This is a genomic window from Pseudomonas taeanensis MS-3, assembly GCF_000498575.2.
In the GTDB taxonomy this organism is placed as follows: domain Bacteria; phylum Pseudomonadota; class Gammaproteobacteria; order Pseudomonadales; family Pseudomonadaceae; genus Aquipseudomonas; species Aquipseudomonas taeanensis.
Map to the genome: position 1 here is coordinate 385,930 of NZ_AWSQ01000004.1, position 22,379 is coordinate 408,308.

The window sequence follows — 22,379 nt, forward strand, 5'->3', positions numbered from 1 at the left end:
GCTCAGGCCCGCAACTGTTTGAGCTTGCGGTACAACGTAGCGCGGCTGATGCCCAGCGAGTCGGCAGCGGCCGATACATTGCCCTGATGGCGCTCCAGGGAGCTGCGGATCAGCTCCAGCTCACTCTCGCGAATACTACCCGGCTGCCGACAACTGGCGGTCAGCTCATCCAGCAGGCTGTCGGTCAGGTGCTCGAGTCCCAGCACGGTTTCACCCTCTTCGCGCATGGCCAGGGCCGAGCGCAGGACCATCTCCAGCTGACGGATATTGCCCGGCCAGTCATAACCACCGAGCATTTCGCTCAAATCTGAGTCCAGGCTGATCTGCTCGGCGCCGAGTTTATGCAGCACTCTGACGATCATCCCGGCCAGGTCCTCACGCTCGCGCAGCGCCGGCAGACGTAGGCTTACACCGTTGAGCCGGTAGTAGAGATCCTCGCGAAAACTCTTGTCCTGGACCAGGCGTTTGAGATCACGGTGGGTGGCGCAAATTACCGCTATGTCTATGCTCTGCTCCTCGCCTGCGCCCAACGGAGCCACCTTGCGCTCCTGCAACACGCGCAGCAGACGCGCCTGCAGGCTCAGCGGCATATCGCCGATCTCATCGAGGAACAAGGTGCCGCCATGAGCCTGCATCAAGCGGCCAACCATGCCGCCCTTACGTGAGCCCGTGAAGGCGCCTTCACGGTAGCCGAACAACTCGGACTCGATCAGGCCTTCGGGAATCGCCGCACAGTTGACTGCGACAAAGGGTTTGTCGGCTCGCGCGCTGGCTTGGTGCAGCGCCCGTGCGACCACTTCCTTACCGGTACCGGTCTCGCCCAGCAACAACACCGGCAGGTCACCCGCCAGGCCCTGGCGGGCATGGCGCAAGGCACGGGTTAAGCGGCTGTCACCAGCAGCCAGTTCGTCCAGGCCCAGGGCCTTGGTCTGCGCGCCGCGCGGCGGATGCGCCGGGACTGTAGCCAGGCTGGAATGCCGGGGCAGCTGCAGGGCCTTGAAATAGAACTCACCCTTGACGGTCTGCACGCTGCTGACTGCACCCTGCAGTAGACGACCGATGAGTTGCGGGGAGCGAGTGCCGAGCAAGTCGCTACTGCGCCGACCGACCAGCGTCGCGCGGCTCATCTGTAGCAGGCCACAGGCCTGTTCGTTGGCCGCCAACACTTCACCGTCGAGGCTCAACGCCAACAACCCATGCCAGGCAGAACCCAGGTATTGCGGCCGACTGTGAAAGGCCAGTACCAAGTGCTCGGGATAGCCGCTGGCAAACAGACGACTCTCGATATTGCTGGCGGCCAGCATCAGGGTGGCGAGGTTATCCTGGGGGTGACTCATGTGACCGTCACGGGTCAGGTCGAGCACACCGATCACCGCACCCTGGGCGTCTTTGATCGGCACCGAGGTACAGGAGAACCGGCTGAGGCGATCGAGGTAGTGTTCGCCACAGTTGATCAAGGTCGGTCGCCCTTCCGCAACCGCGGTGCCCAGGGCGTTGGTACCCCTTAGCGATTCGCTCCAGCAACTGCCGGGCTTGAGATCACGCAGACCGAACTCTCTCAGGTAGTGGGTCTGTCCGTCGAGGGCAAGGATATTGGCCTGGGCATCGCCGAGGATCACCAGCCCTGCCTTGCCCTGCTGGTTGATCAAGTACTCCAGCTCAGGAGTGGCGGCATCGATCAGCAGGCGATTGCTCGCCAGTAGCAGGTGCAGGTCGTTGTCCTGCTCTAGTCCCGCCGCCTCGTTCTCCAGGCAGCTCAAGCCATAATCGAGGCTGCGCCGCCAGGAGGCGTCGATCTCCTCGCGCAACACGCCATGAGGCAACTCGCCCTCGTTGATCAGTTTCAATCGCGCGAGCCGTGATTCTTGCAAAGGGTCGGTGGCCATTGTTGTTCGAATCTCTTGTGCCATCTCTCGCTCCAGCGCCTGCATCCGCAGCGCCAACCCGCTCGATTCCAGGCTAACCATGCGGTGGTGGAGTTACTTATTTTGAATGTCTACACCCCTAGCCCATGCGGGTAAAGGCTTCTATGCCCGTCGGATGGCGGACATCCGTACAGCCAGTGATCCCGCACTCGTATAGCAGTCAGGCTGACACATGCTTACGTTAACGTAAAGGTTAACAAACAAGGCAATTCCTATGCCTGTTCCTGTTTAGCTGCCCAGTACCGCCAAGGTCGAATAACGCTCGGCATATACCCGTCCCTTAGCCGGGCAAGCTCCTTGGGGTTGTGAACCCATTAGCACTCTTGTTAAACGGGTCTATGCTGACCAACGCAAATGGAACCATAGTGCTGTCAGGCCTGTTCATTGGTATCCGCTGGCTCGCTTGTTTCGCTGAGCGGACCAGCTGCGGCGCAGGCCTGAGGGATAAGCGCTAGAGGCATACAGCACCACTTCGCGGGGCTGTATGGCAAAGAGACTCGCAGCGTTAGGCGTTTCTCTAAACACAGGGATGTGCAGTCCGCAGACAAGGACCTAGGTCTTTGCATTCGCGAGAGGCTGGTTTGGCAGATGCCGAATCAGAGCCCTCTGCTGGAGCCTGAACAACTCGGCAGAACGTCCCAAAACTGTCAGGAATCGACGAGACCACAACCCGTGGCCTCGTTACCCACCTATACACAGGGGATATTCAAACGTGACTTCTATCCGCACTAGCACTACCCGTGCACTGCGTACCCATGCGCTTGCTACCGCTTGCACATTGGCGATGGTAGTACCCACGGCCTTCGCGGTACCAGACATTGGCACCGATCGCATCAACACCAGCATGCTCAAGGCAGGCCAAACCTATGACCGTTTCATCGTCAAATACCGCGCAGGCAGCAACGAGTTGGCCAGTAGCAGTATGCGTGCCCAGGCATTGAACAATGCCGGGCTGCTGCAGGGCTTGGCCGTTGGCCATCTACGGCGTATGGCCGTCGGCGCCGATGTGATTAGGTCCGAGCGCAAACTTGATCGCGCAGGCGCCGAGGCCTTGATGCAACAGATCGCGGCGAATCCCAATGTCGAGTACATCGAAGTCGACGCACTGCTCAAACCGGTATTTACTCCGAACGACTCGCGTTACAACGAACAGTGGCATTACTACGAGCCCACCGCCGGGATCAACGCGCCCGCCGCCTGGGACCTGTCCACCGGCAGCGGCGTGGTGGTCGCGGTACTGGATACCGGCATCACCAACCACCCCGACCTGAACGCTAACGTGATCGCCGGATACGACTTGATCTCCGACACGGCGGTGTCCAACGACGGTGACGGCCGCGATGCCGACCCATCCGACCCGGGTGACTGGACCACCGGCCAGTGCGACGCACCCAGCGATTCCAGCTGGCACGGCACCCATGTCGCTGGCACCGTGGCGGCAGTCACCAACAACGGCGATGGCGTGGCAGGTGTGGCGTACAGCGCCAAGATCATGCCGGTACGGGTGCTCGGCACGTGCGGCGGCTACACCTCGGACATCGCCGACGGCATCGTTTGGGCATCGGGTGGCAGCGTCAGCGGCGTTCCGCTAACGAAGACCCCGGCCCAGGTGATCAACATGAGCCTCGGCGGCAGCGGCGCCTGCAGCATCACCACGCAGAACGCGATCAACAGCGCAGTGGGGCGTGGCAGCACCGTGGTGGTGGCAGCTGGCAACGAAAACGCCAATGCCGCCAACTTCAACCCGGCCAGTTGCAACAACGTCATCGTGGTGGCCGCCACCACGCGCAGCGGGTCGCGTTCAAGCTTCTCCAACTACGGCTCGATAGTGGACCTGGCCGCACCGGGCTCGGGCATCCTCTCCACGCTCAACAGCGGCACCACCACGCCGGGCACTGCCAGCTACGCCGCGTACAACGGCACCTCCATGGCCGCCCCGCACATCGCCGGGGTGGTCGCGCTGATGCAGGCAGCGGCGGTGAAGACCCCGGCACAGGTGGAGAGCAATCTGAAAAGCACCACCCGCCCTCTGCCCGGCAGCTGTGCCGGAGGATGCGGGACGGGTATCGTCGATGCTCGGGCGGCGATCAATGTCCAGGCCGGTAGCCCACCAAGCAATGACGACACCTTGTTCAATGGGCAGCCACTTACCGGCCTGGCAGGCAGCAGGAGTTCAGAGACGCGCTACAGCATCACCGTACCGTCAGGAGTCAGCAGCCTGTCGTTCACTCTGTCCGGCGGTTCCGGCGATGCCGACCTCTATGTGCGTTTTGGCTCTGCGCCGACTACCGGGAGCTTCGATTGCCGTCCCTACCTCAACGGCAATAACGAGACCTGTACTTTCCCTGCCCCACAGGCCGGTACCTACCATGTGATGATCCGCGGCTACTCCAGCTATTCCGGAGCCAGCCTGGTGGCGCGTCACTAAGCTGCGCTGGGCTCCACTTCCTTGGTTGGGACTGCGTCGCAACGGCTAAGCCCCTGCCTGCAGAATGGCCGGGGAGCTGGCCTGCCAAGAAGCTGATTTAGCTCTCAGCCGCTACATAAAAGGTAAGGCCCGCGAAAGCGGGCCTTACCTTTTATGTATGAGTTGAACTGTGAGCGACTACATTGTGCTTTAAGTTTATCTCATAGGTTATTGTTATATATACAGATCTATTCAAAAAGCAATGAGCTGGTCAACCAAGTCACCACCTTACTCCCTGTTGACTTAATGCACGCCCAGCTTTACGTTAACGTAAAGGTAAATGAGCGAGACGATTTCCATGGCTGCTCCCTACAGCATCTCCGACCTGGCCCGCGAGCTGGACATCACCACCCGCGCCATTCGCTTCTATGAGGAGCAAGGCATGCTCAGCCCCGAGCGACGTGGTCAGGAGCGTATCTACAGCGGCAAGGACAAGGTCACCCTGAAGCTGATTTTGCGCGGCAAGCGCATCGGCTTCTCCCTGGCCGAGTGCAAGGAGCTGATCGAGCTGTACGACCCGGTGCATGGCAATCGCAAGCAACTGGAAACCTTCATGCACAAGATTGCCGAACGTCGCAGCCAGCTGCAGCAACAGCTGCTGGACATCGAACAGATGCAGCTGGAACTGGATACGGCCGAAGAACGCTGCCTCAGCGCACTAGCTGAAACCGATAAAAAACAAGGCATTACAGCCTAAACCTCATAATTATTATGACAGGTGGAACCATGAGCTATCCGTCCCTCAACTTTGCCCTCGGCGAAACCATCGACATGCTGCGTGACCAGGTCCAGGCCTTCGTCGCCGCCGAACTGGCGCCGCGCGCCGCCGCCATCGACAGTGACAATCTGTTCCCGGTCGACATGTGGAAGAAGTTCGGCGACATGGGTCTGCTCGGCATCACCGTCAGCGAGGAGTACGGCGGCTCGGGCCTTGGCTATCTGGCCCATGTGGTGGCCATCGAAGAAATCAGCCGGGCATCGGCCTCGGTCGGCTTGTCCTACGGCGCCCACTCCAACCTGTGCGTCAACCAGATCAACCGCAACGGCACGGCCGAACAGAAGGCCAAGTACCTGCCCAAACTGGTCAGCGGCGAGCACATCGGCGCGCTGGCGATGAGCGAGCCAAATGCCGGCTCCGACGTGGTGTCGATGAAGCTGCGCGCCGAACAACGCGGCGACCACTTCGTGCTCAACGGCAGCAAGACCTGGATCACCAACGGTCCGGATGCCAACACCTACGTGATCTACGCCAAGACCGACCTGGAGAAAGGCGCGCACGGTATCACCGCATTTATCGTCGAGCGCGACTGGAAGGGTTTCTCGCGCGGCAGCAAGTTCGACAAGCTGGGCATGCGCGGCTCGAACACCTGCGAGCTGTTCTTCGATGACGTCGAAGTACCGGCCGAGAACATTCTTGGCGTGCTTAACGGCGGCGTGAAAGTGCTGATGAGCGGCCTGGATTACGAGCGTGTGGTGCTGTCGGGCGGTCCGATCGGCATCATGCAGGCCTGCATGGACGTGATCGTGCCTTACATCCACGACCGTAAGCAGTTCGGCCAAAGCATCGGCGAGTTCCAGTTGATCCAGGGCAAGGTCGCCGACATGTACACCCAGCTCAACGCCAGCCGCGCCTATCTGTATGCCGTGGCCCAGGCCTGCGACCGCGGCGAGACCACGCGCAAGGACGCTGCCGGGGTGATCCTCTACAGCGCCGAGCTCGCGACGCAGATGGCCCTGGACGCGATCCAGATTCTCGGCGGCAATGGCTACATCAATGAATTCCCCACCGGCCGCCTGTTGCGCGACGCCAAGCTCTACGAGATCGGCGCCGGCACCAGTGAGATCCGCCGCATGCTGATCGGCCGCGAGCTGTTCAACGAGACACGTTAAGCCGTAGCCCGGATGTAATCCGGGACATAGAGGTCACCCCCGGATTGCATCCGGGCTACGAGACGGAGCGAGCCAGATGGCCATCCTGCATACCCAGATAAACACCCGTTCGCCGGAGTTCGCCGCTAGCAGCGCGGCCATGCTCAGCCAGGTCAATCACCTGCGCGCCCTCCTCGCCCGCGTCCGCGAAGGCGGTGGCGAGAAGGCCCAGCACCGGCATACTTCACGCGGTAAGTTGCTACCACGCGAGCGGATCAACCGCCTGCTCGACCTCGGCTCGCCGTTCCTCGAGATCGGCCAGTTGGCCGCCCATGAGGTGTATGGCGAAGAAGTGCCGGCTGCCGGGGTGGTCGCCGGCATCGGTCGGGTCGAAGGCGTCGAGTGCATGATCGTGGCCAACGACGCCACGGTGAAAGGCGGTAGCTACTACCCACTGACCGTGAAGAAGCACCTGCGCGCCCAGGCCATCGCCCAGCAGAACCGTCTGCCGTGCATCTACCTGGTCGATTCCGGCGGCGCCAACCTGCCGCGCCAGGACGAGGTGTTTCCGGACCGCGAACACTTCGGACGGATCTTCTTCAATCAGGCCAACATGAGCGCCATGGGCATCCCGCAGATCGCCGTGGTCATGGGTTCCTGCACCGCCGGTGGGGCCTATGTGCCGGCCATGGCCGACGAGGCGATCATGGTGCGCCAGCAGGCGACCATCTTCCTCGCCGGCCCGCCGCTGGTGAAGGCCGCCACCGGTGAGGTGGTCAGTGCCGAGGACCTTGGCGGCGCCGACGTGCACTGCAAGACCTCAGGGGTGGCCGACCACTACGCTGAGAACGACGATCACGCCCTGGCCCTGGCCCGCCGCAGCATCGCCAACCTCAACTGGCGCAAGCTCGGCGTGCTCAACAACCGCGAGCCGATCGCCCCGCTGTATGACAGCGAGGAGCTGTACGGAGTGATTCCGGCCGATGCCAAGCAGCCCTTCGATGTGCGCGAGGTGATCGCCCGCATCGTCGACGGCTCGGTGTTCGATGAGTTCAAGGCGCTGTTCGGTGCCACCCTGGTTTGCGGCTTCGCCCATATCCAGGGCTACCCGGTTGCGATCCTTGCCAATAACGGGATCTTGTTCGCCGAATCCGCGCAGAAAGGCGCGCATTTCATCGAACTAGCCTGCCAGCGCGGCATCCCCCTGCTGTTTCTGCAGAACATCACTGGTTTCATGGTCGGACAGAAGTACGAAGCAGGCGGTATTGCCAAGCACGGCGCCAAACTGGTCAACGCAGTGGCCTGCGCCAAGGTGCCGAAGTTCACTGTGATCATTGGCGGCAGCTTCGGCGCTGGCAACTACGGCATGTGCGGCCGCGCCTACGACCCGCGTTTTCTATGGATGTGGCCGAACGCGCGGATCGGCGTGATGGGCGCCGAGCAGGCCGCCGGCGTCCTGGTGCAGGTCAAGCACGAGCAGGCGGCACGCGCCGGCCACGACTTCTCCGCCGAGGAAGAAGCCAAGCTCAAGCAGCCGATCCTCGAACAGTACGAGCGTCAGGGCCACCCCTACTACTCCAGCGCCCGGCTGTGGGACGACGGCGTCATCGACCCGGCGCAGACCCGCGACGTGCTCGGCCTGGCGTTGTCCGCCAGCCTCAACGCACCGATCGAGCCGACCAGCTTTGGTGTGTTCCGCATGTAAGGCCTTCGTTGATGCAGATACAGCCTGTAGGAGCCAGCTTGCTGGCGATGCTTTCCCTGCAGCTGATCGCCAGCAAGCTGGCTCCTACAAAAGAGCGGCCCCAGGCTCGATAACATTTCAGGTATCTCGATGAGCACTTTCCAGACCATCCAACTCGATAAAGACCCGCGCGGCGTCGCCACCCTCTGGCTAAACCGCCCGGACAAGAACAACGCCTTCAACGCCGAGATGATCCGTGAGCTGATCCTCGCCCTGGATCAGGTACAGGCCGACAAGGATCTGCGCTTCCTCCTGCTGCGTGGGCGCGGCAAGCATTTCTCGGCTGGCGCCGATTTGGCCTGGATGCAGCAGTCCGCCGCGCTGGATTACAACGCCAACCTGGCCGACTCGCGCGAACTGGCCGAGTTGATGCACAACCTGTATCAGCTGAAGATTCCCAGCCTGGCTGTGGTGCAGGGTGCGGCCTTCGGCGGCGCGCTGGGCCTGATCGCCTGCTGCGACATGGCCATCGGCGCCAGCGATGCGCAACTGTGCCTGTCCGAGGTGCGCATCGGTCTGGCCCCGGCGGTGATCAGCCCATTCGTCGTGCAGGCCATCGGCGAACGCGCGGCGCGGCGTTATGCCTTGACTGCCGAGCGTTTCAGCGGCGAGCGTGCCCAACAATTAGGCCTGCTGGCCGAATGCTACCCGGCCGAGGAACTCGACCAGGCGACCGCTGCCTGGACCGACAACCTGCTGCTCAATAGCCCGCAGGCCATGCAGGCCAGCAAAAACCTGCTCAGAGAAGTTGGCAGTGGCGTGCTCACCCCAGCCTTGCGCCGTTACACCGAGAACGCCATCGCCCGTATCCGCGTCAGCCCGGAGGGCCAGGAAGGCCTGCGCGCTTTCCTCGACAAACGCAAACCCAGCTGGCAGGAGCAACAATGACTATTCCTTGCGATCTAGTGCTCCATACCGTTCAGCGCGGCAGCTGGCTCGCTAAACGCCAATCCCTCCGGCAGGAGCAATAAGCATGAGCAAGCACATCGATACTCTGCTGGTGGCAAACCGCGGTGAAATCGCCTGCCGGGTGATGCACAGCGCCAAGGCCATGGGCATCAAGACCGTGGCGGTACACAGCGCCATCGACCGTAACGCCCGCCATGTGCGCGAGGCCGATATCGCCATCGACCTGGGCGGCGCCAAGCCAGCGGACAGTTACCTGCGCATCGACGCGCTGATCGAAGCGGCCCGGGCCAGCGGCGCCCAGGCCATCCATCCCGGCTACGGCTTTCTCTCGGAGAACGCCGGTTTTGCCCGCGCCATTGAATCCGCCGGGCTGATCTTTCTCGGCCCGCCCGCCAGCGCCATCGACGCCATGGGCAGCAAATCCGCGGCCAAAGCACTGATGGACGCCGCCGGCGTGCCGCTGGTGCCCGGCTACCACGGCGAGGCGCAGGATCTGGAGACTTTCCGCGCCGCGTCTGAAGTCATCGGCTACCCGGTATTGCTCAAGGCCACCGCCGGTGGCGGCGGCAAGGGCATGAAGGTGGTCGAGCGCGAGAGCGAACTGGCCGAAGCCCTGGCCAGCGCCCAGCGCGAGGCAAAGTCGTCGTTCGGCGACTCGCGCATGCTGGTGGAGAAATACGTACTCAAGCCGCGCCACGTGGAGATCCAGGTGTTCGCCGACCAGCACGGCCACTGCCTGTACCTGAACGAGCGCGACTGCTCGATCCAGCGCCGCCACCAGAAGGTGGTCGAGGAAGCGCCGGCACCGGGCCTCACCCCCGAGCTGCGCCGCGCCATGGGTGAGGCGGCGGTCAAGGCCGCGCAAGCCATCGGCTATGTCGGCGCCGGCACCGTGGAATTTCTGCTGGATGAACGCGGCGACTTCTTCTTCATGGAGATGAACACCCGCCTGCAGGTCGAGCACCCGGTCACCGAGGCCATCACCGGCCTGGATCTGGTCGCATGGCAGATCCGCGTCGCCCGTGGCGAGGAACTGCCGATCACTCAGCAGCAGGTGCCGCTGATCGGCCATGCCATCGAGGTACGTTTGTATGCCGAGGACCCGGACAACGACTTCCTGCCGTCCACCGGCACCCTGGCCTTGTACCGCGAGGCCAGCGCTGGCCCAGGCCGCCGGGTGGACACGGGCGTGGCCGAAGGCGACGAGGTGTCGCCCTTCTACGACCCGATGCTCGGCAAGCTGATCGCCTGGGGCGACAATCGCGAAGAGGCACGCCTGCGCCTGCTGGCCATGCTCGACGAGACCTGCGTCGGCGGGGTGAAGACCAACCTGGCGTTTCTGCGTCGTGTGCTGGCCCACCCGGCCTTCGCCGAGGCCGAGCTGGATACCGGCTTTATCCCGCGCTATCAGGCGCAACTGCTGCCCGAAGCTAGCCCCCTGCCCGACCAATTCTGGCAACTGGCTGGCGAGGCGTTCGTGCAGAGTGAACCGGCCCGGCATACACACGAAGACCCCCATTCACCCTGGGCAACCAGCAGTGGCTGGCGCGCCGGCCTGCCCAACGAGCGCTCGATCAGCCTGCTGTGCAATGGCAGCGAGCAGACGGTGAAACTCAATGGCGACGCCCGCCTGCAAGGCGAAACGCTGTTGTGTAGGAGCCAGCCTGCTGGCGATGGTGTGACTGTGAGCTTGATCGCCAGCAAGCTGGCTCCTACAGAGGTACTGCGTCGCCACATTGCTATTCGCCAAGGCACTACCCTGTACTTCGAGTGGGATGGCGAGCTGCACGCGGTCAGCCGCGTCGACCCGATCGCCGCCGTCGAGGCTAGCCATCAGCAGCACGGTGGTCTGACCGCACCGATGAACGGCAGTATAGTGCGCGTGCTGGTCGAGGCCGGCCAACAGGTCGAAGCCGGCACCGCCCTGGTGGTGCTGGAGGCGATGAAGATGGAACACAGCATCCGCGCCCCGCATGCCGGCACCGTCAAGGCGCTGTATTGCAGCGAAGGCGAGATGGTCGGCGAAGGCAGCGTGCTGGTGGAGCTGGACGAAGCCTGACGGCTCGGCGCTGTCGAATGCTGAGTTGACTGCGTAGGATGGGTTGAGCGAAGCGACACCGATCAACCGCGCGATGGGTGTCGCGGGGCCCAATCCATCCTACCGTCTATCGCTACAGCAGTCCTCACGTCGCCCGGATGCAATCCGGGATTGACCAGGTATGTTTGCTCCCGGATTGCATTCGGGCCACCCCTACAGAGAAGTGCATATGAACCTCCCCAAACAGGTGCGTCTGGTCGAAGTCGGCCCGCGCGACGGCCTGCAAAACGAGCAACAACCGATCAGCGTGGCCGACAAGGTACGCCTGGTCGATGACCTGTCCGCCGCCGGCCTCTCCTATATCGAAGTCGGCAGCTTCGTCTCGCCCAAATGGGTGCCGCAGATGGCCGGCAGCGAACTGGTGTTCGCACAGATCAAGCAACGCCCTGGCGTCACCTACGCCGGGCTGACCCCCAACCTGAAAGGTTTCGAAGCCGCACTGCAGGCCGGGGTCAGGGAAGTCGCGGTATTCGCCGCCGCAAGCGAAGCCTTCTCGCAGAAGAATATCAACTGTTCGATCGACGAGAGCCTGCAGCGTTTCGTGCCGCTGATGGACGCCGCCAAGCTGCACGACATCCGCGTGCGCGGCTACGTCTCCTGCGTGCTCGGCTGCCCCTATGAAGGCGCTGTTGCGCCTGAACAAGTCGCCAGTGTGGCCCGGGAGCTGTTCGCCATGGGCTGTTACGAGGTATCCCTCGGCGACACCATCGGCACCGGCACCGCCGGCGCTACGCGTAGATTGATCGAAGTGGTCGGCCGCGACATCCCACGTGACAAGCTGGCCGGACACTTTCACGACACTTACGGTCAGGCCCTGGCGAATGTCTATGCCAGCCTGCTGGAAGGTATCGCCGTATTCGACAGCTCGGTCGCCGGCCTAGGCGGGTGTCCCTATGCCAAGGGCGCAACCGGTAATATCGCGACCGAGGACGTGCTGTATTTGCTCAATGGCTTGGGAATCGAAACCGGCATCGACATGGAGCAGTTGATCGCCGCCGGTCAGCGCATCTGCACGGTGCTCGGCAAGCAGAATGGCTCGCGAGTCGCCCGCGCCCGCCTGGCTCAGGCATCCGCCTGACATCAGTCAAGCACCCGCCTAGCAGTGGTCAGCCTGCACTGCGGCTCTTTTTCCTCGCCACCCCGCCTCTCCTGCAGAACACAGGCAAGGCTGATGACCGACTCCCCCGCCCGCCACTAAAAACGCCGGCTCCTTCTGTTGTTGAAGGGCCGGCGTTCGGCGGTAGCCCGGATGAAATCCGGGATAGGCAATTTCCCGGATTTCATCCGGGCTACGTCCTTATGCTCGTTCGATCGCCATGGCCACGCCCTGACCGCCACCGATGCACAGGGTGGCCAGGCCTTTCTTGGCATCACGCTTGATCATCTCGTGCAGCAGGGTCACCAGTACCCGGCAGCCGGAGGCGCCGATCGGGTGGCCGAGGGCGATGGCACCGCCGTTGACGTTGACCTTGCTGGCATCCCAACCCAGTTCCTGGCCGACCGCCAGGGCCTGGGCGGCAAAGGCTTCATTGGCTTCGATCAGGTCCAGCTGCTCCAGACTCCACTCGGCCTTCTCCAGGCAGCGGCGAGTTGCGGACACAGGGCCGATGCCCATGATCGCCGGGTCGACGCCGGCATTGGCGTAACCGGCGATGCGCGCCAGTACCGGCAGGCCGAGCGCCTGAGCCTTGCTCGCGCTCATCAGCAGCACCGCGGCGGCGCCGTCGTTGAGGCTGGAAGCGTTGCCGGCGGTGACGCTGCCGTCTTTCTTGAACGCCGGCTTGAGTTTGCCCAGGGATTCGGCGCTGGTGCCGGCGCGCGGCTGCTCGTCGGTGGCGAAGGCCAGGGGCTCGCCCTTGCGCTGGGCAATCAGGAGCGGGGTGATCTCTTCGACGAAACGCCCGGCTTCGATGGCGGCGCAGGCTTTCTGTTGCGAGGCCGCGGCGAAGGCGTCTTGCGCCTCACGGGTGATGGCGTACTTGTCCACCAGGTTCTCGGCGGTGATGCCCATGTGGTAGTCGTTGAAGGCGTCCCACAGTCCATCAGTGATCATGCTGTCGATCAGTTGGGAATGGCCCATGCGCAAACCGGTGCGAGCCTTGGGCATGACATAGGGAGCCAGGCTCATGTTCTCCATGCCGCCGGCGATGATCACCTCGGCATCGCCGCAGCGGATCGCCTGGGCGCCCAGATGCAGGGCTTTCAGACCCGAGCCGCAGACCTTGTTGAGGGTCAGGGCTGGCACAGCATGGGGCAGGCCGGCCTTGATCGCAGCCTGACGTGCGGTGTTCTGCCCTGCGCCAGCGGTCAGTACGTGGCCGAGGATCACTTCGTCGACCTCGGCTCCATTCAGATCGGTTTGCGCAAGCAGCTGGCGGATCACCGCAGCGCCCAGTTCGGTGGCAGGAATGCCCGCCAGCGCGCCCTGGAAGCTGCCGATGGCGGTGCGGGTGGCGGCGACGATAACGACTTCTTGCATGTTTGATACTCCTAGCGAGGTAGCGCCTGGGCCCTAGGTTGGCGTTGAGCGAAGCGATACCAACAAACCGGGGACGGATGACGATGGGTGTCACTTCGCTCGCGGAACGCCGCCAGCCCCATCCTACAACGTGGAAAAAACGCTGCGCAGGAAGCCATGCGTGGTGGCAGCCTGCGCAGCGGGGAGGTACTCAGAAGGTCATTTCGATGACATCGTTCGGCACGATCAACGGGCCTGCGGTCTTGGCCACGATTTCCTCGACGCTCACCCCAGGCGCGCGCTCGCGCAGAATGAACGTACCATTTTCGATCTCCAGGTAGGCCAGGTCGGTCAGCACCTTGCGGATACAACCGCAGCCGGTCAGCGGCAGGCTACAGTGCTTGAGCAACTTGGACTCGCCATCCTTGGAGGCGTGAGTCATGGTGACGATGATGTTGTCGGCACCGGCCACCAGGTCCATGGCGCCACCCATACCCTTGATCAGCTTGCCGGGGATCATCCAGGAGGCGATGTTGCCGCTGGCGTCCACCTCGAATGCACCGAGCACGGTAAGGTCGACGTGACCGCCACGGATCATCGCGAAGGACTCGGCCGAGGAGAAGATCGCGGCGCCCTTGCGGGCGGTGACCGTCTGCTTGCCGGCGTTGATCATGTCGGCGTCCACTTCCGCTTCACTGGGGAAGGCGCCCATACCGAGCAGGCCATTTTCCGACTGCAGCATCACGTCGATGCCTTCGGGTACGTAATTGGCCACCAGGGTCGGGATGCCGATGCCCAGGTTGACGTAATAACCATCCTGCAACTCGCGCGCCACGCGCTGAGCCATCTGTTCACGAGTAAGTGCCATGAGTGCGTCCTCCTATTCTTCTTGTCGTCGTGGTCAGGCGCGCAGGGTGCGCTTTTCGATGCGCTTCTCGAAGCGCCCCTGGATGATGCGGTCGACGTAGATACCCGGGGTGTGGATCTGGGTCGGATCGAGCTCGCCCGGTTCGACGATTTCCTCCACCTCAACCACGGTAATGCGTCCCGCGGTGGCTACCAGCGGGTTGAAGTTCTGCGCGGTGTGGCGATAGATCACGTTGCCGAAGTGGTCGGCCTTCCAGCCTTTGACGATGGCGAAGTCGCCGGTGATGGCCGGTTCAAGGATGTAATGGCGGCCATTGAATTCGCGTGCTTCCTTGCCCTCGGCGACCGGGGTGCCGTAACCGGTGGCGGTGAAAAACGCCGGGATGCCAGCGCCACCGGCGCGGATTTTCTCGGCCAGGCTGCCTTGCGGGGTCAGCTCGACTTCCAGCTCGCCGTTGAGCAACTGCTGCTCGAACAGCGCATTCTCGCCCACGTAGGAGGCAATCATCTTGCGGATCTGCCGGTCCTCCAGCAGCACGCCCAGGCCGAAACCATCGACCCCACAGTTGTTCGAGACCACGGTCAGTCCGCGAACACCAAGGCGGCGGATCTCGGCGATCAGATTTTCCGGAATCCCACACAGGCCGAAGCCGCCGGCCAGAATGGTCATGTTGTCGGTCAGCCCGGCCAGGGCCTCCTCGTAACTGCCTACACGCTTGTCGAGTCCACTCATGCTGCTGCGCCTCTTGTAGTTGTTGGTATGGCAGCCGTGCTGCCGTGAGAACCTGCCTCAGATCTGCTGCGCGTCGGCCATACAGCGTTGAAATCGAGCTCAAACTGCTGATTTACAGTTCGTAAACTCCGCGCCCTCGCTCAATTTCGCCTTGTCGGGCTCTAGATCGCGAGCTCCGAAACAGGTTCTAAAGCGCTTGAGAGCTTCACCGCTGGCGACTGATTTGTTAAGTTTGTTTTTATAAGCAATTAATCGTGAAAACAAATAAATGACCGTCAAACAACTGCGTGCCTTCCTCGCCGTGGCGCAGAGCCTGAGCTTCGTCCAGGCCTGCGAACGCCTGCACCTGTCGCAGCCGGCGTTAAGTCTGGCAATCAAGAACCTCGAAACATCCCTCGGCGGCCCGCTGCTGGTGCGCACCACCCGTAGCGTCGGTCTCACCCCGGAAGGTGAACTGCTGCTGCCCATCGCCCGGCGCTTACTGGCCGACTGGGACAACACCGAGGAACTGCTGCGCCAGCACTTCACCCTGCAGCTGGGCAAGATTTCCATCGCGGCCATGCCCTCCTTCGCCGGCAACCTGTTGCCGGTGGCGCTCAAGGCATTTCGCAGCCGTCACCCACGGGTCAATGTGGCGGTGCATGACGTGATCAACGAACAGGTGCTGGAGATGGTGCGCAACCGCCGCGTGGAACTGGGTATCGCCTTCGAACCGGACTCACTTGGGGGGCTGGATTTCACCCCCTTCTATACCGACCGCTTCGTCGCGGTTGTACCCGCCGACTCGCCACTGGCCGAACGCTGCGAGCTGAGCTGGGCACAACTGCTACAGGAAAGCTTTATCACCCTGCAACGTCCTTCGGCGGTCCGTCTGCTGCTGGAGGACAGCGTCGCCGCTGAACACGGCCGACTGCCGGTGGCCTTCGAGAGCCATCAACTGGTGACCGTCGGCCGCATGGTTGCGCAGGGCCTTGGGGTCAGTGCCGTGCCGAGTCTGTGCATCCAGCAGATGGAGGAACTCGGCGCCCGTTGCGTCGCGCTGCACACGCCGCGGGTTGAGCGCCGGGTCGGCCTGCTGCGCCTCGCCGAACACGAGTTGTCAACCGCGGCCCAAGCCCTGAGCGATGTACTGCTGCACGTCGGAGACTGGAACAGTCTGGATCTTGCACAGACTGGCGCACCACCCCGCAGCAGCTGACGGCGCCAGCCGGGCAACACCCGCGACTGCGTGCCATTATGTAAAGCATGCGCTTCCAGTCGCGCACAAGGTGCGATGCCGATCATTCAGCAGCGATGGGAGGACAGATGACCTCACCACTTTGGAGCCCCTCAGAGGAACGCGTGTCCGCCACCCGGATGGACGCCTTCCGCCACTTCGTCAATCGCCGTCACAGTCTGCAGCTTCCCGACTACCCGGCGCTGCATGCCTGGAGCGTGGCGCAGCGTGAGGCGTTCTGGCAGGCCATCGTCGAGTTCTTCGAGGTCCGTTTCAGCGATCAGCCCAGGTCCGTGCTGCAAGAAGGCCCGGCCATGCCCAGTGCTCACTGGTTTCCTGGCGCCACGCTGAACTTCGCAGAACACCTGCTGCGTCGCCGTGACGCTCACCCTGCGCTGGTCGCCATCGGCGAAGACGGTAGCCGTGAACAGCTGAGCTATGCCGAACTGACTGCCCAGGTCGCCGGCCTGCAGCGTAGCCTGAAAAGCGCCGGGGTTGGCTTGGGTGACCGGGTCGTGGCTTTTATGCCCAACACCTGGCAAACCCTGGTTGGCATGCTCGCGGCTACCAGCCTAGGCGCCACCTGGTCGTCCTGCTCACCGGACTTCGGCACTCAAGGGGTGATCGACCGCTTCGGCCAGATTGAGCCCAAGGTGCTGATCGCCTGCGCCGGCTACCGCTACGCGGGCAAGAATCTCGACCTGACCGGCAAACTCAACGAAATCCTCGAACGCCTTCCGTCGCTGCAACAGCTGATTGTCGTGCCCTACTCCCGAGCAGAAGCCAAGGTCGACGACTTCATCACCGGCGCCCAGGTCGCGCTCTGGCAGGATTTCTACCAGGCCGGCGGCGACCCAGTGTTCACCCCGGTGCCCTTCGACCATCCGCTGTACATCCTTTATTCCAGCGGCACCACCGGCGTACCCAAGTGCATCGTCCACGGCACCGGCGGCGTGCTGCTGCAACACCTCAAGGAGCTCGGCCTGCACACAGACCTGAGTGCCGACGACTGCCTGTTCTACTACTCCACCTGCGGCTGGATGATGTGGAACTGGCTGGTCTCTGGTCTGGCACTGGGCGCTACCGTGGTGCTGTTCGACGGCTCCCCCTTCCACCCTGGCGGCGAGCGTTTGATTGACCTGATCGACGCGGAGAACATCAGTATCTTCGGCAGCAGCGCCAAGTACCTCGCAGCACTGGAAAAAGCCGGCGCCAAACCGGGCCGTACGCATGCATTGCAGCGCCTCAAAGGCATTCTCTCCACCGGCTCGCCGCTGTCCCACGAAAGCTTCGAGTACGTCTACCGTGAGATCAAAGCCGACCTGTGTCTGTCGTCGATTTCCGGCGGCACCGACATCGTCTCCTGCTTCGCCCTGGGCAATCCCGTGCTGCCGGTGTGGCGCGGCGAGTTGCAGTGCAAGGGTCTGGGCATGGACGTGCAGGTGTGGGACGAGGCCGGCAAACCGATCAAGGGTGAGAAAGGCGAACTGGTCTGCGCCAGTCACTTCCCCTCGATGCCGATAGGTTTCTGGAACGACCCGAACAGCGAGAAATTCCAGGCCGCCTACTTCGACACCTTCCCCGGCGTCTGGGCCCATGGCGACTACGCCGAGGAAACCGAGCACGGTGGCCTGGTGATCCACGGCCGCTCCGACGCGGTGCTCAATCCCGGCGGGGTACGCATCGGCACGGCGGAGATCTACCGCCAGGTGGAGAAGGTCGACGAGGTGCTGGAGTCGATCGCCATCGGCCAGGACTGGTGCGGCGATGTACGCGTGGTGCTGTTCGTCCGCCTGCGCGACGGTGTGCCGCTCACCGACGAACTGCAAAGCCGCATCCGCCAAGTGATTCGCGCCAACACCACGCCACGCCATGTACCAGCGAAGATCATCGCCGTGGCCGATATTCCGCGGACCATCAGCGGCAAAGTCGTCGAATTGGCAGTGCGCAGTGTAGTGCACGGCAAAGCGGTTAAGAACACCGATGCGCTGGCCAACCCACAGGCGCTGGAGTTGTATCGGGACTTGCCAGAACTGCGGAGCTGAAAACAAGTCAGGACCTTTCCAGGAGGCAGAACGAGCCGCTCCCCGGGCAAGCCTGCTTACCTTTAGTCCAGATAGACAACACAAGAAAGATCGCATAGCGTCGAACTTCAGATTTCGACTGAAATATCTTTGCTGGTTGTTTTAGCTGCCAATCAGCCATAGCCATCGGAAATGAATCGTGCAGACGCCTGACTACCTAATCCGAACAATGACCCGGCAAGAACTGGACATCGCCATCGACTGGGCAGCGATCGAGGGCTGGAATCCTGGACTGTATGACGCCGATTGCTTTTATGCAGCCGATCCCGGTGGCTTTCTGATCGGACTAGTGGGAGATGAGCCGGTCTCGGTCATTTCAGTGGTGAAGTATGGCGAGGCCTTTGGCTTCCTGGGTTTCTACATCGTCAAACCGGAGTATCGCGGCAAGGGCTACGGCATGCAGATATGGACTGCCGGTCTTGAGTACCTCGCCGGTCGCACTATCGGTCTAGATGGTGTCGTCGCCCAACAGAACAATTACATGAAATCCGGATTTGTCTGGGCGCATGCCAATGTCCGCTACCAGGGCATTGGAGGCGGTTACTGCCAGGCTGATTCAGAGGTCGTGCCGTTAGCCTCTCTGCCCTTCGACGAGGTATGCGCTTACGACCGGGCGCTGTTCCCTGAACCACGCAGGGAGTTTCTCCAGCGCTGGATTAAGCAGCCTGAAAGTACCGCACTTGGCATCCTGCGAGATCGACAGCTGGCCGGCTATGGCGTCCTGCGCAAATGCCGCTCTGGCTACAAAATAAGTCCGCTGTTCGCCGACACTCCCGAACTGGCTGAACAGTTATTTTTAGCCCTAAAGGCAAAGGCGTCAGTCGGCGCACCAGTTTTCCTGGATACGCCGCAAGTAAACTCAGCTGCAATAGAGATGGCTCAGCGCCACAACATGATCGTCTCGTTTGAAACAGCCCGCATGTACCGAGGACAACCGCCAACATTACCCTTGGATCGGCTGTTCGGTGTAACCACCTTTGAGCTTGGCTGAGCCGAACTTACAAGCCTGCCGAAAGCTGAATCGCCCGGCCCTCTATATTGCTTTTGGCGAACTTGAGCCTCGAACACACCCTTTCAAGGATGAGCAGATGTCCCGTAACCATCACTTGGCTCAAGTCAACATCGCCAGAGCCAAAGCCCCGCTCGACTCACCAATCATGCAAGGCTTTGTCGATCAGCTCGATCATATAAATCGACTGGCAGAAGCCAGCCATGGGTTTGTCTGGCGCTTGCAAACAGAAGAAGGCGATGCCACGGCGCTTAAGGTGTTCGATGACGAACTGATCATCGTCAATGTCTCCGTATGGGATTCGTTTGAATCGCTGAAAAACTACGTTTATACAGGCAATCACCTGAGCGTCTTGAAGGACAAGAAGCACTGGTTCGAGCAAGCCAGCGCACCGACACTGGCTTTATGGTGGATAGCGGCGGGTCATCTACCAACGATTGAAGAGGCGAAGCGCGCACTGGCAACATTGACCACGCAAGGTTCTTGCGCCGAGGCCTTTACCTTTGCCAAGCCCTTTCCCGCCCCCGAAGAGCGCAGCGCTGCACACGGGGAACTGGCCTGACAATTGGCCAGCCCACAGGTAGTAGAACACGGCGTAATGAGACTTTTGCCCTCAACTGGCCACCCGTTGAGGCGACTTATTAAGGAGCCAGACGCAATATGGAAGTTGACTGCAGTTCACTCGAGCAAGTGCGCGCGAATATTGACCGCATCGACCGCCAGCTAGTAACGCTGCTTTCAGAGCGAGGCACCTATGTTGCTGCGGCCGCACGCTTCAAAAAAACGACTGATGATGTCCAGGCACCCCAGCGGGTCGAACAGGTCATCGCTAAAGTTACCGCGCTGTCCCGTGAGCTAGGTGCCAACCCCAACGTAACCGAACAGGTATATCGAGCGATGATCAGCGCTTTTATCCAGGCTGAATTGGCCGAGCATGCGGCCTTGAGCAACACGGCTAACAAGCCTTGATCGCTGGTTCAGTTCGATTTGCCGCAAGAACCAAACAATGCCACAAAAAAGGAGCAACACAGTGCCCGGACAGTACCCTGAAAAAATCAGATCGCTGCCTTTGTACGATGGTCGCTTTGACGCGTACAAACTTGCAGCCAAAGACAGCGATGTTCTGTTTGCCTCGTACCCCGCCGGCACCTCCATTCCCCCTCACACTCATGAAACCGACAATTACGGGGTTATTACCCGCGGTGCGTTGATCCTGAGCATTGACGGTGCCACCACCATCTACCGCGTTGGCGACTGGTATCACGTGCCAGCCGGGGTCGAGCATGCCGCCGAATTTAACGAAGAAACTGACGAAATTGAATTCTGGTTTAACCCCAGCACCTGACCCCAGCTCGACAGCTACATATTAAAGTCGAGGATTTCCACGCGCGCCTACCCTGAGTACAGCCACCGCACAATGGATGCCATCCTCGAACTCACCGTGCGCTGCATCGGCTATGTCTTGCTGGATGTCGTGTTCGGCACGCTGCTCTATTGGCTGGGTTGGCCAGTAGTTAAGTTGATAAGCCTGGGTAGATACCCGCGACAGCCAAGCAACCAGGAGTCGCGTGAGTCGGTTTACGTCTCATGCGTTGGTTTGGCTATCGGCCTGCTCGGGATGATGGCGACACTGGGTCAGTTCTAAGACGTGGGTGTGGGTATTAGAGTTCAGGGCTAACGCCCGGCACAAACCCGGGCTAACACCATCATCCATTGGTTCATAGCTCGCACTTTCCTCACAGGTAGGGGCGGACCACGGCCATCGCTCTTTCGATGAATGCCTGTTTCTCACCCACTGGCGCCACGTAATGCAGCACCTCGGCACAGGCACCCTCGCCCGCCAACTTGGCGATCACCCAAGCCGCCAGATAGGGAGCCGACAGGCATCCGCCGGCAGTTGCCAGGTTACCCTTGGCATAGAACGGCTGGTCTAGCACGCGGGTGCCGGCCTCGATGACCCAAGGCTTGGTCGTCAAGTCGGTGCAAGCTGGCAGCTCGCCCAACAACCCAAGCTTGGCCATCAGCAAGGTGCCCGAACACTGAGAACCAATCAATTGACGCTGCGGATCGAGCTGCAAACGCTCAAGAATGCCACGGTCCTCGGCAATCGCGCGGGTTTGCATTCCACTGCCGAACAGCACTACATCGGCTTCATTGGCGAACTCCAATAGTTGCTGGGCCTGTACCCGCACCCCATTCATTGAAGTGACGTACTCGCTCGGGCAGGTTATTTGCGCCTGCCAACCCTGGCTGCGCATACGGTTGAGCAAGCCTGTAGCAACAAAAGAGTCCAGTTCGTTGAAACCCTCGAACGTCAACACGGCAATACGCATTTCACCCCCTCGGTTTGCAGCTTCGCTTCTGACAGAGGCCAGAAATCTATGTGTTGGCGAGCATGCTTGCCAAGCACAGCAGAAGTAAATTCGGTATTCGGTCGATACAGATTGTGCCTTTGCGGCGCGGACGTGATCCGTTGTTATTGTCATTGAACGGACATCGCGACCGACAGTACCGAGACGCCAGAGCAGTTAAACTGTATGTTTTTTATACAACCCATCGTTATTAGCTGGTACGCGCTGCCGTATAGTGAAAAAAACATGCTGCGCTTGCATCGTCTGCGTTTACTTACTAAAACTTATGGGTAGTATGTACGCCGGCTGATTTCCTATCGTTTGGGAACTGCTTTAATGGAAAATTACACCTTTTAGGGGAACACGATGAACAACGTTCTGAAATTCTCTGCTCTGGCTTTGGCCGCAGTTCTGGCTACCGGTTGCAGCAGCATGTCCAAAGAAACTGAAGCACGTCTGACTGCTACCGAAGACGCTGCTGCTCGCGCTCAAGCCCGTGCCGATGAAGCCTACCGCAAGGCTGATGAAGCTATGGCTGCTGCTCAGAAGGCTCAGCAAACTGCTGACGAAGCCAATGAGCGTGCTATGCGTATGCTGGAAAAAGCCAGCCGCAAGTAATAGCCCCTCAAGGCTAACTAAAGCCGCCCCT

General features: G+C 61.3%; 20 protein-coding genes. 15 read left to right on the forward strand and 5 right to left on the reverse strand.

Features of this window, described 5'->3' with window-relative positions:
- Window positions 1–2: 2 nt before the first annotated feature.
- On the reverse strand, window positions 3–1,910 hold the full coding sequence (locus TMS3_RS15380) for a sigma-54-dependent Fis family transcriptional regulator (protein WP_025166174.1): 1,908 nt from the start codon (window positions 1,908–1,910) through the stop codon (window positions 3–5).
- 727 nt (window positions 1,911–2,637) lie between these two features.
- Between TMS3_RS15380 and TMS3_RS15385 the strand changes: the two genes are divergently transcribed.
- The 7 genes from TMS3_RS15385 (at window position 2,638) to TMS3_RS15415 (ending at window position 12,090) form a co-directional block, all read left to right on the forward strand.
- The gene (locus tag TMS3_RS15385) at window positions 2,638–4,353 is read left to right on the forward strand and encodes a S8 family peptidase (RefSeq protein WP_200929674.1); all 1,716 of its coding nucleotides are present in this window, start codon (window positions 2,638–2,640) and stop codon (window positions 4,351–4,353) included.
- A gap of 337 nt (window positions 4,354–4,690) precedes the next feature.
- Window positions 4,691–5,089: a MerR family transcriptional regulator gene (locus tag TMS3_RS15390; RefSeq protein WP_025166176.1), complete on the forward strand. Its 399-nt coding sequence runs from the start codon at window positions 4,691–4,693 to the stop codon at window positions 5,087–5,089.
- 29 nt (window positions 5,090–5,118) lie between these two features.
- Window positions 5,119–6,282, forward strand: coding sequence for an isovaleryl-CoA dehydrogenase (locus tag TMS3_RS15395; protein ID WP_025166177.1), 1,164 nt, complete (start codon window positions 5,119–5,121; stop codon window positions 6,280–6,282).
- Between the two features lie 76 nt (window positions 6,283–6,358).
- Entirely contained in the window at window positions 6,359–7,966 is a 1,608-nt protein-coding gene (locus tag TMS3_RS15400) for a carboxyl transferase domain-containing protein (protein WP_025166178.1), read from the forward strand.
- Between the two features lie 129 nt (window positions 7,967–8,095).
- Window positions 8,096–8,893, forward strand: a complete 798-nt coding sequence (locus TMS3_RS15405; protein ID WP_025166179.1) for a gamma-carboxygeranoyl-CoA hydratase — start codon at window positions 8,096–8,098, stop codon at window positions 8,891–8,893.
- A gap of 85 nt (window positions 8,894–8,978) precedes the next feature.
- On the forward strand, window positions 8,979–10,973 hold the full coding sequence (locus TMS3_RS15410) for an acetyl/propionyl/methylcrotonyl-CoA carboxylase subunit alpha (RefSeq protein WP_029866400.1): 1,995 nt from the start codon (window positions 8,979–8,981) through the stop codon (window positions 10,971–10,973).
- Window positions 10,974–11,181: 208 nt separating this feature from the next.
- Window positions 11,182–12,090: a hydroxymethylglutaryl-CoA lyase gene (locus tag TMS3_RS15415; RefSeq protein WP_025166181.1), complete on the forward strand. Its 909-nt coding sequence runs from the start codon at window positions 11,182–11,184 to the stop codon at window positions 12,088–12,090.
- 219 nt (window positions 12,091–12,309) lie between these two features.
- Here the strand turns inward: TMS3_RS15415 and TMS3_RS15420 are convergent, their stop codons facing one another.
- The 3 genes from TMS3_RS15420 to TMS3_RS15430 all read right to left on the reverse strand — a co-directional run bounded on the left by TMS3_RS15420 (window position 12,310) and on the right by TMS3_RS15430 (window position 15,070).
- Window positions 12,310–13,491: an acetyl-CoA C-acetyltransferase gene (locus TMS3_RS15420; RefSeq protein WP_025166182.1), complete on the reverse strand. Its 1,182-nt coding sequence runs from the start codon at window positions 13,489–13,491 to the stop codon at window positions 12,310–12,312.
- A gap of 190 nt (window positions 13,492–13,681) precedes the next feature.
- On the reverse strand, window positions 13,682–14,338 hold the full coding sequence (locus tag TMS3_RS15425; RefSeq protein ID WP_025166183.1) for a CoA transferase subunit B: 657 nt from the start codon (window positions 14,336–14,338) through the stop codon (window positions 13,682–13,684).
- Between the two features lie 33 nt (window positions 14,339–14,371).
- Window positions 14,372–15,070, reverse strand: coding sequence for a CoA transferase subunit A (locus TMS3_RS15430; RefSeq protein ID WP_025166184.1), 699 nt, complete (start codon window positions 15,068–15,070; stop codon window positions 14,372–14,374).
- Between the two features lie 268 nt (window positions 15,071–15,338).
- Here TMS3_RS15430 and TMS3_RS15435 point away from each other — a divergent pair, with 268 nt between their 5' ends.
- From TMS3_RS15435 to TMS3_RS15465, 7 genes are all read left to right on the forward strand, one after another.
- Window positions 15,339–16,268 carry a LysR family transcriptional regulator gene (locus tag TMS3_RS15435; protein WP_025166185.1) on the forward strand — a complete coding sequence of 310 codons (930 nt, stop codon included), beginning with the start codon at window positions 15,339–15,341 and terminating at the stop codon, window positions 16,266–16,268.
- 107 nt (window positions 16,269–16,375) lie between these two features.
- Window positions 16,376–18,331: an acetoacetate--CoA ligase gene (locus TMS3_RS15440; protein WP_025166186.1), complete on the forward strand. Its 1,956-nt coding sequence runs from the start codon at window positions 16,376–16,378 to the stop codon at window positions 18,329–18,331.
- 178 nt (window positions 18,332–18,509) lie between these two features.
- Window positions 18,510–19,361, forward strand: a complete 852-nt coding sequence (locus TMS3_RS15445) for a GNAT family N-acetyltransferase (protein ID WP_025166187.1) — start codon at window positions 18,510–18,512, stop codon at window positions 19,359–19,361.
- A 97-nt stretch (window positions 19,362–19,458) separates the two neighbouring features.
- Window positions 19,459–19,941, forward strand: a complete 483-nt coding sequence (locus TMS3_RS15450) for a DUF3291 domain-containing protein (protein ID WP_025166188.1) — start codon at window positions 19,459–19,461, stop codon at window positions 19,939–19,941.
- 98 nt (window positions 19,942–20,039) lie between these two features.
- Complete coding sequence (locus TMS3_RS15455) at window positions 20,040–20,348, forward strand: chorismate mutase (RefSeq protein WP_025166189.1); 309 nt, start codon at window positions 20,040–20,042, stop codon at window positions 20,346–20,348.
- Window positions 20,349–20,409: 61 nt separating this feature from the next.
- Window positions 20,410–20,724: a cupin domain-containing protein gene (locus tag TMS3_RS15460; RefSeq protein ID WP_025166190.1), complete on the forward strand. Its 315-nt coding sequence runs from the start codon at window positions 20,410–20,412 to the stop codon at window positions 20,722–20,724.
- Window positions 20,725–20,796: 72 nt separating this feature from the next.
- Window positions 20,797–21,024, forward strand: coding sequence for a hypothetical protein (locus TMS3_RS15465; protein WP_029866403.1), 228 nt, complete (start codon window positions 20,797–20,799; stop codon window positions 21,022–21,024).
- Between the two features lie 91 nt (window positions 21,025–21,115).
- On the opposite strand, the gene TMS3_RS15470 is transcribed toward TMS3_RS15465, so the two are convergent.
- Window positions 21,116–21,712 carry a DJ-1/PfpI family protein gene (locus TMS3_RS15470; protein ID WP_025166191.1) on the reverse strand — a complete coding sequence of 199 codons (597 nt, stop codon included), beginning with the start codon at window positions 21,710–21,712 and terminating at the stop codon, window positions 21,116–21,118.
- A 384-nt stretch (window positions 21,713–22,096) separates the two neighbouring features.
- Here TMS3_RS15470 and oprI point away from each other — a divergent pair, with 384 nt between their 5' ends.
- The gene (gene oprI / locus TMS3_RS15475) at window positions 22,097–22,348 is read left to right on the forward strand and encodes an outer membrane lipoprotei OprI (RefSeq protein ID WP_025166192.1); all 252 of its coding nucleotides are present in this window, start codon (window positions 22,097–22,099) and stop codon (window positions 22,346–22,348) included.
- Window positions 22,349–22,379: the final 31 nt, after the last annotated feature.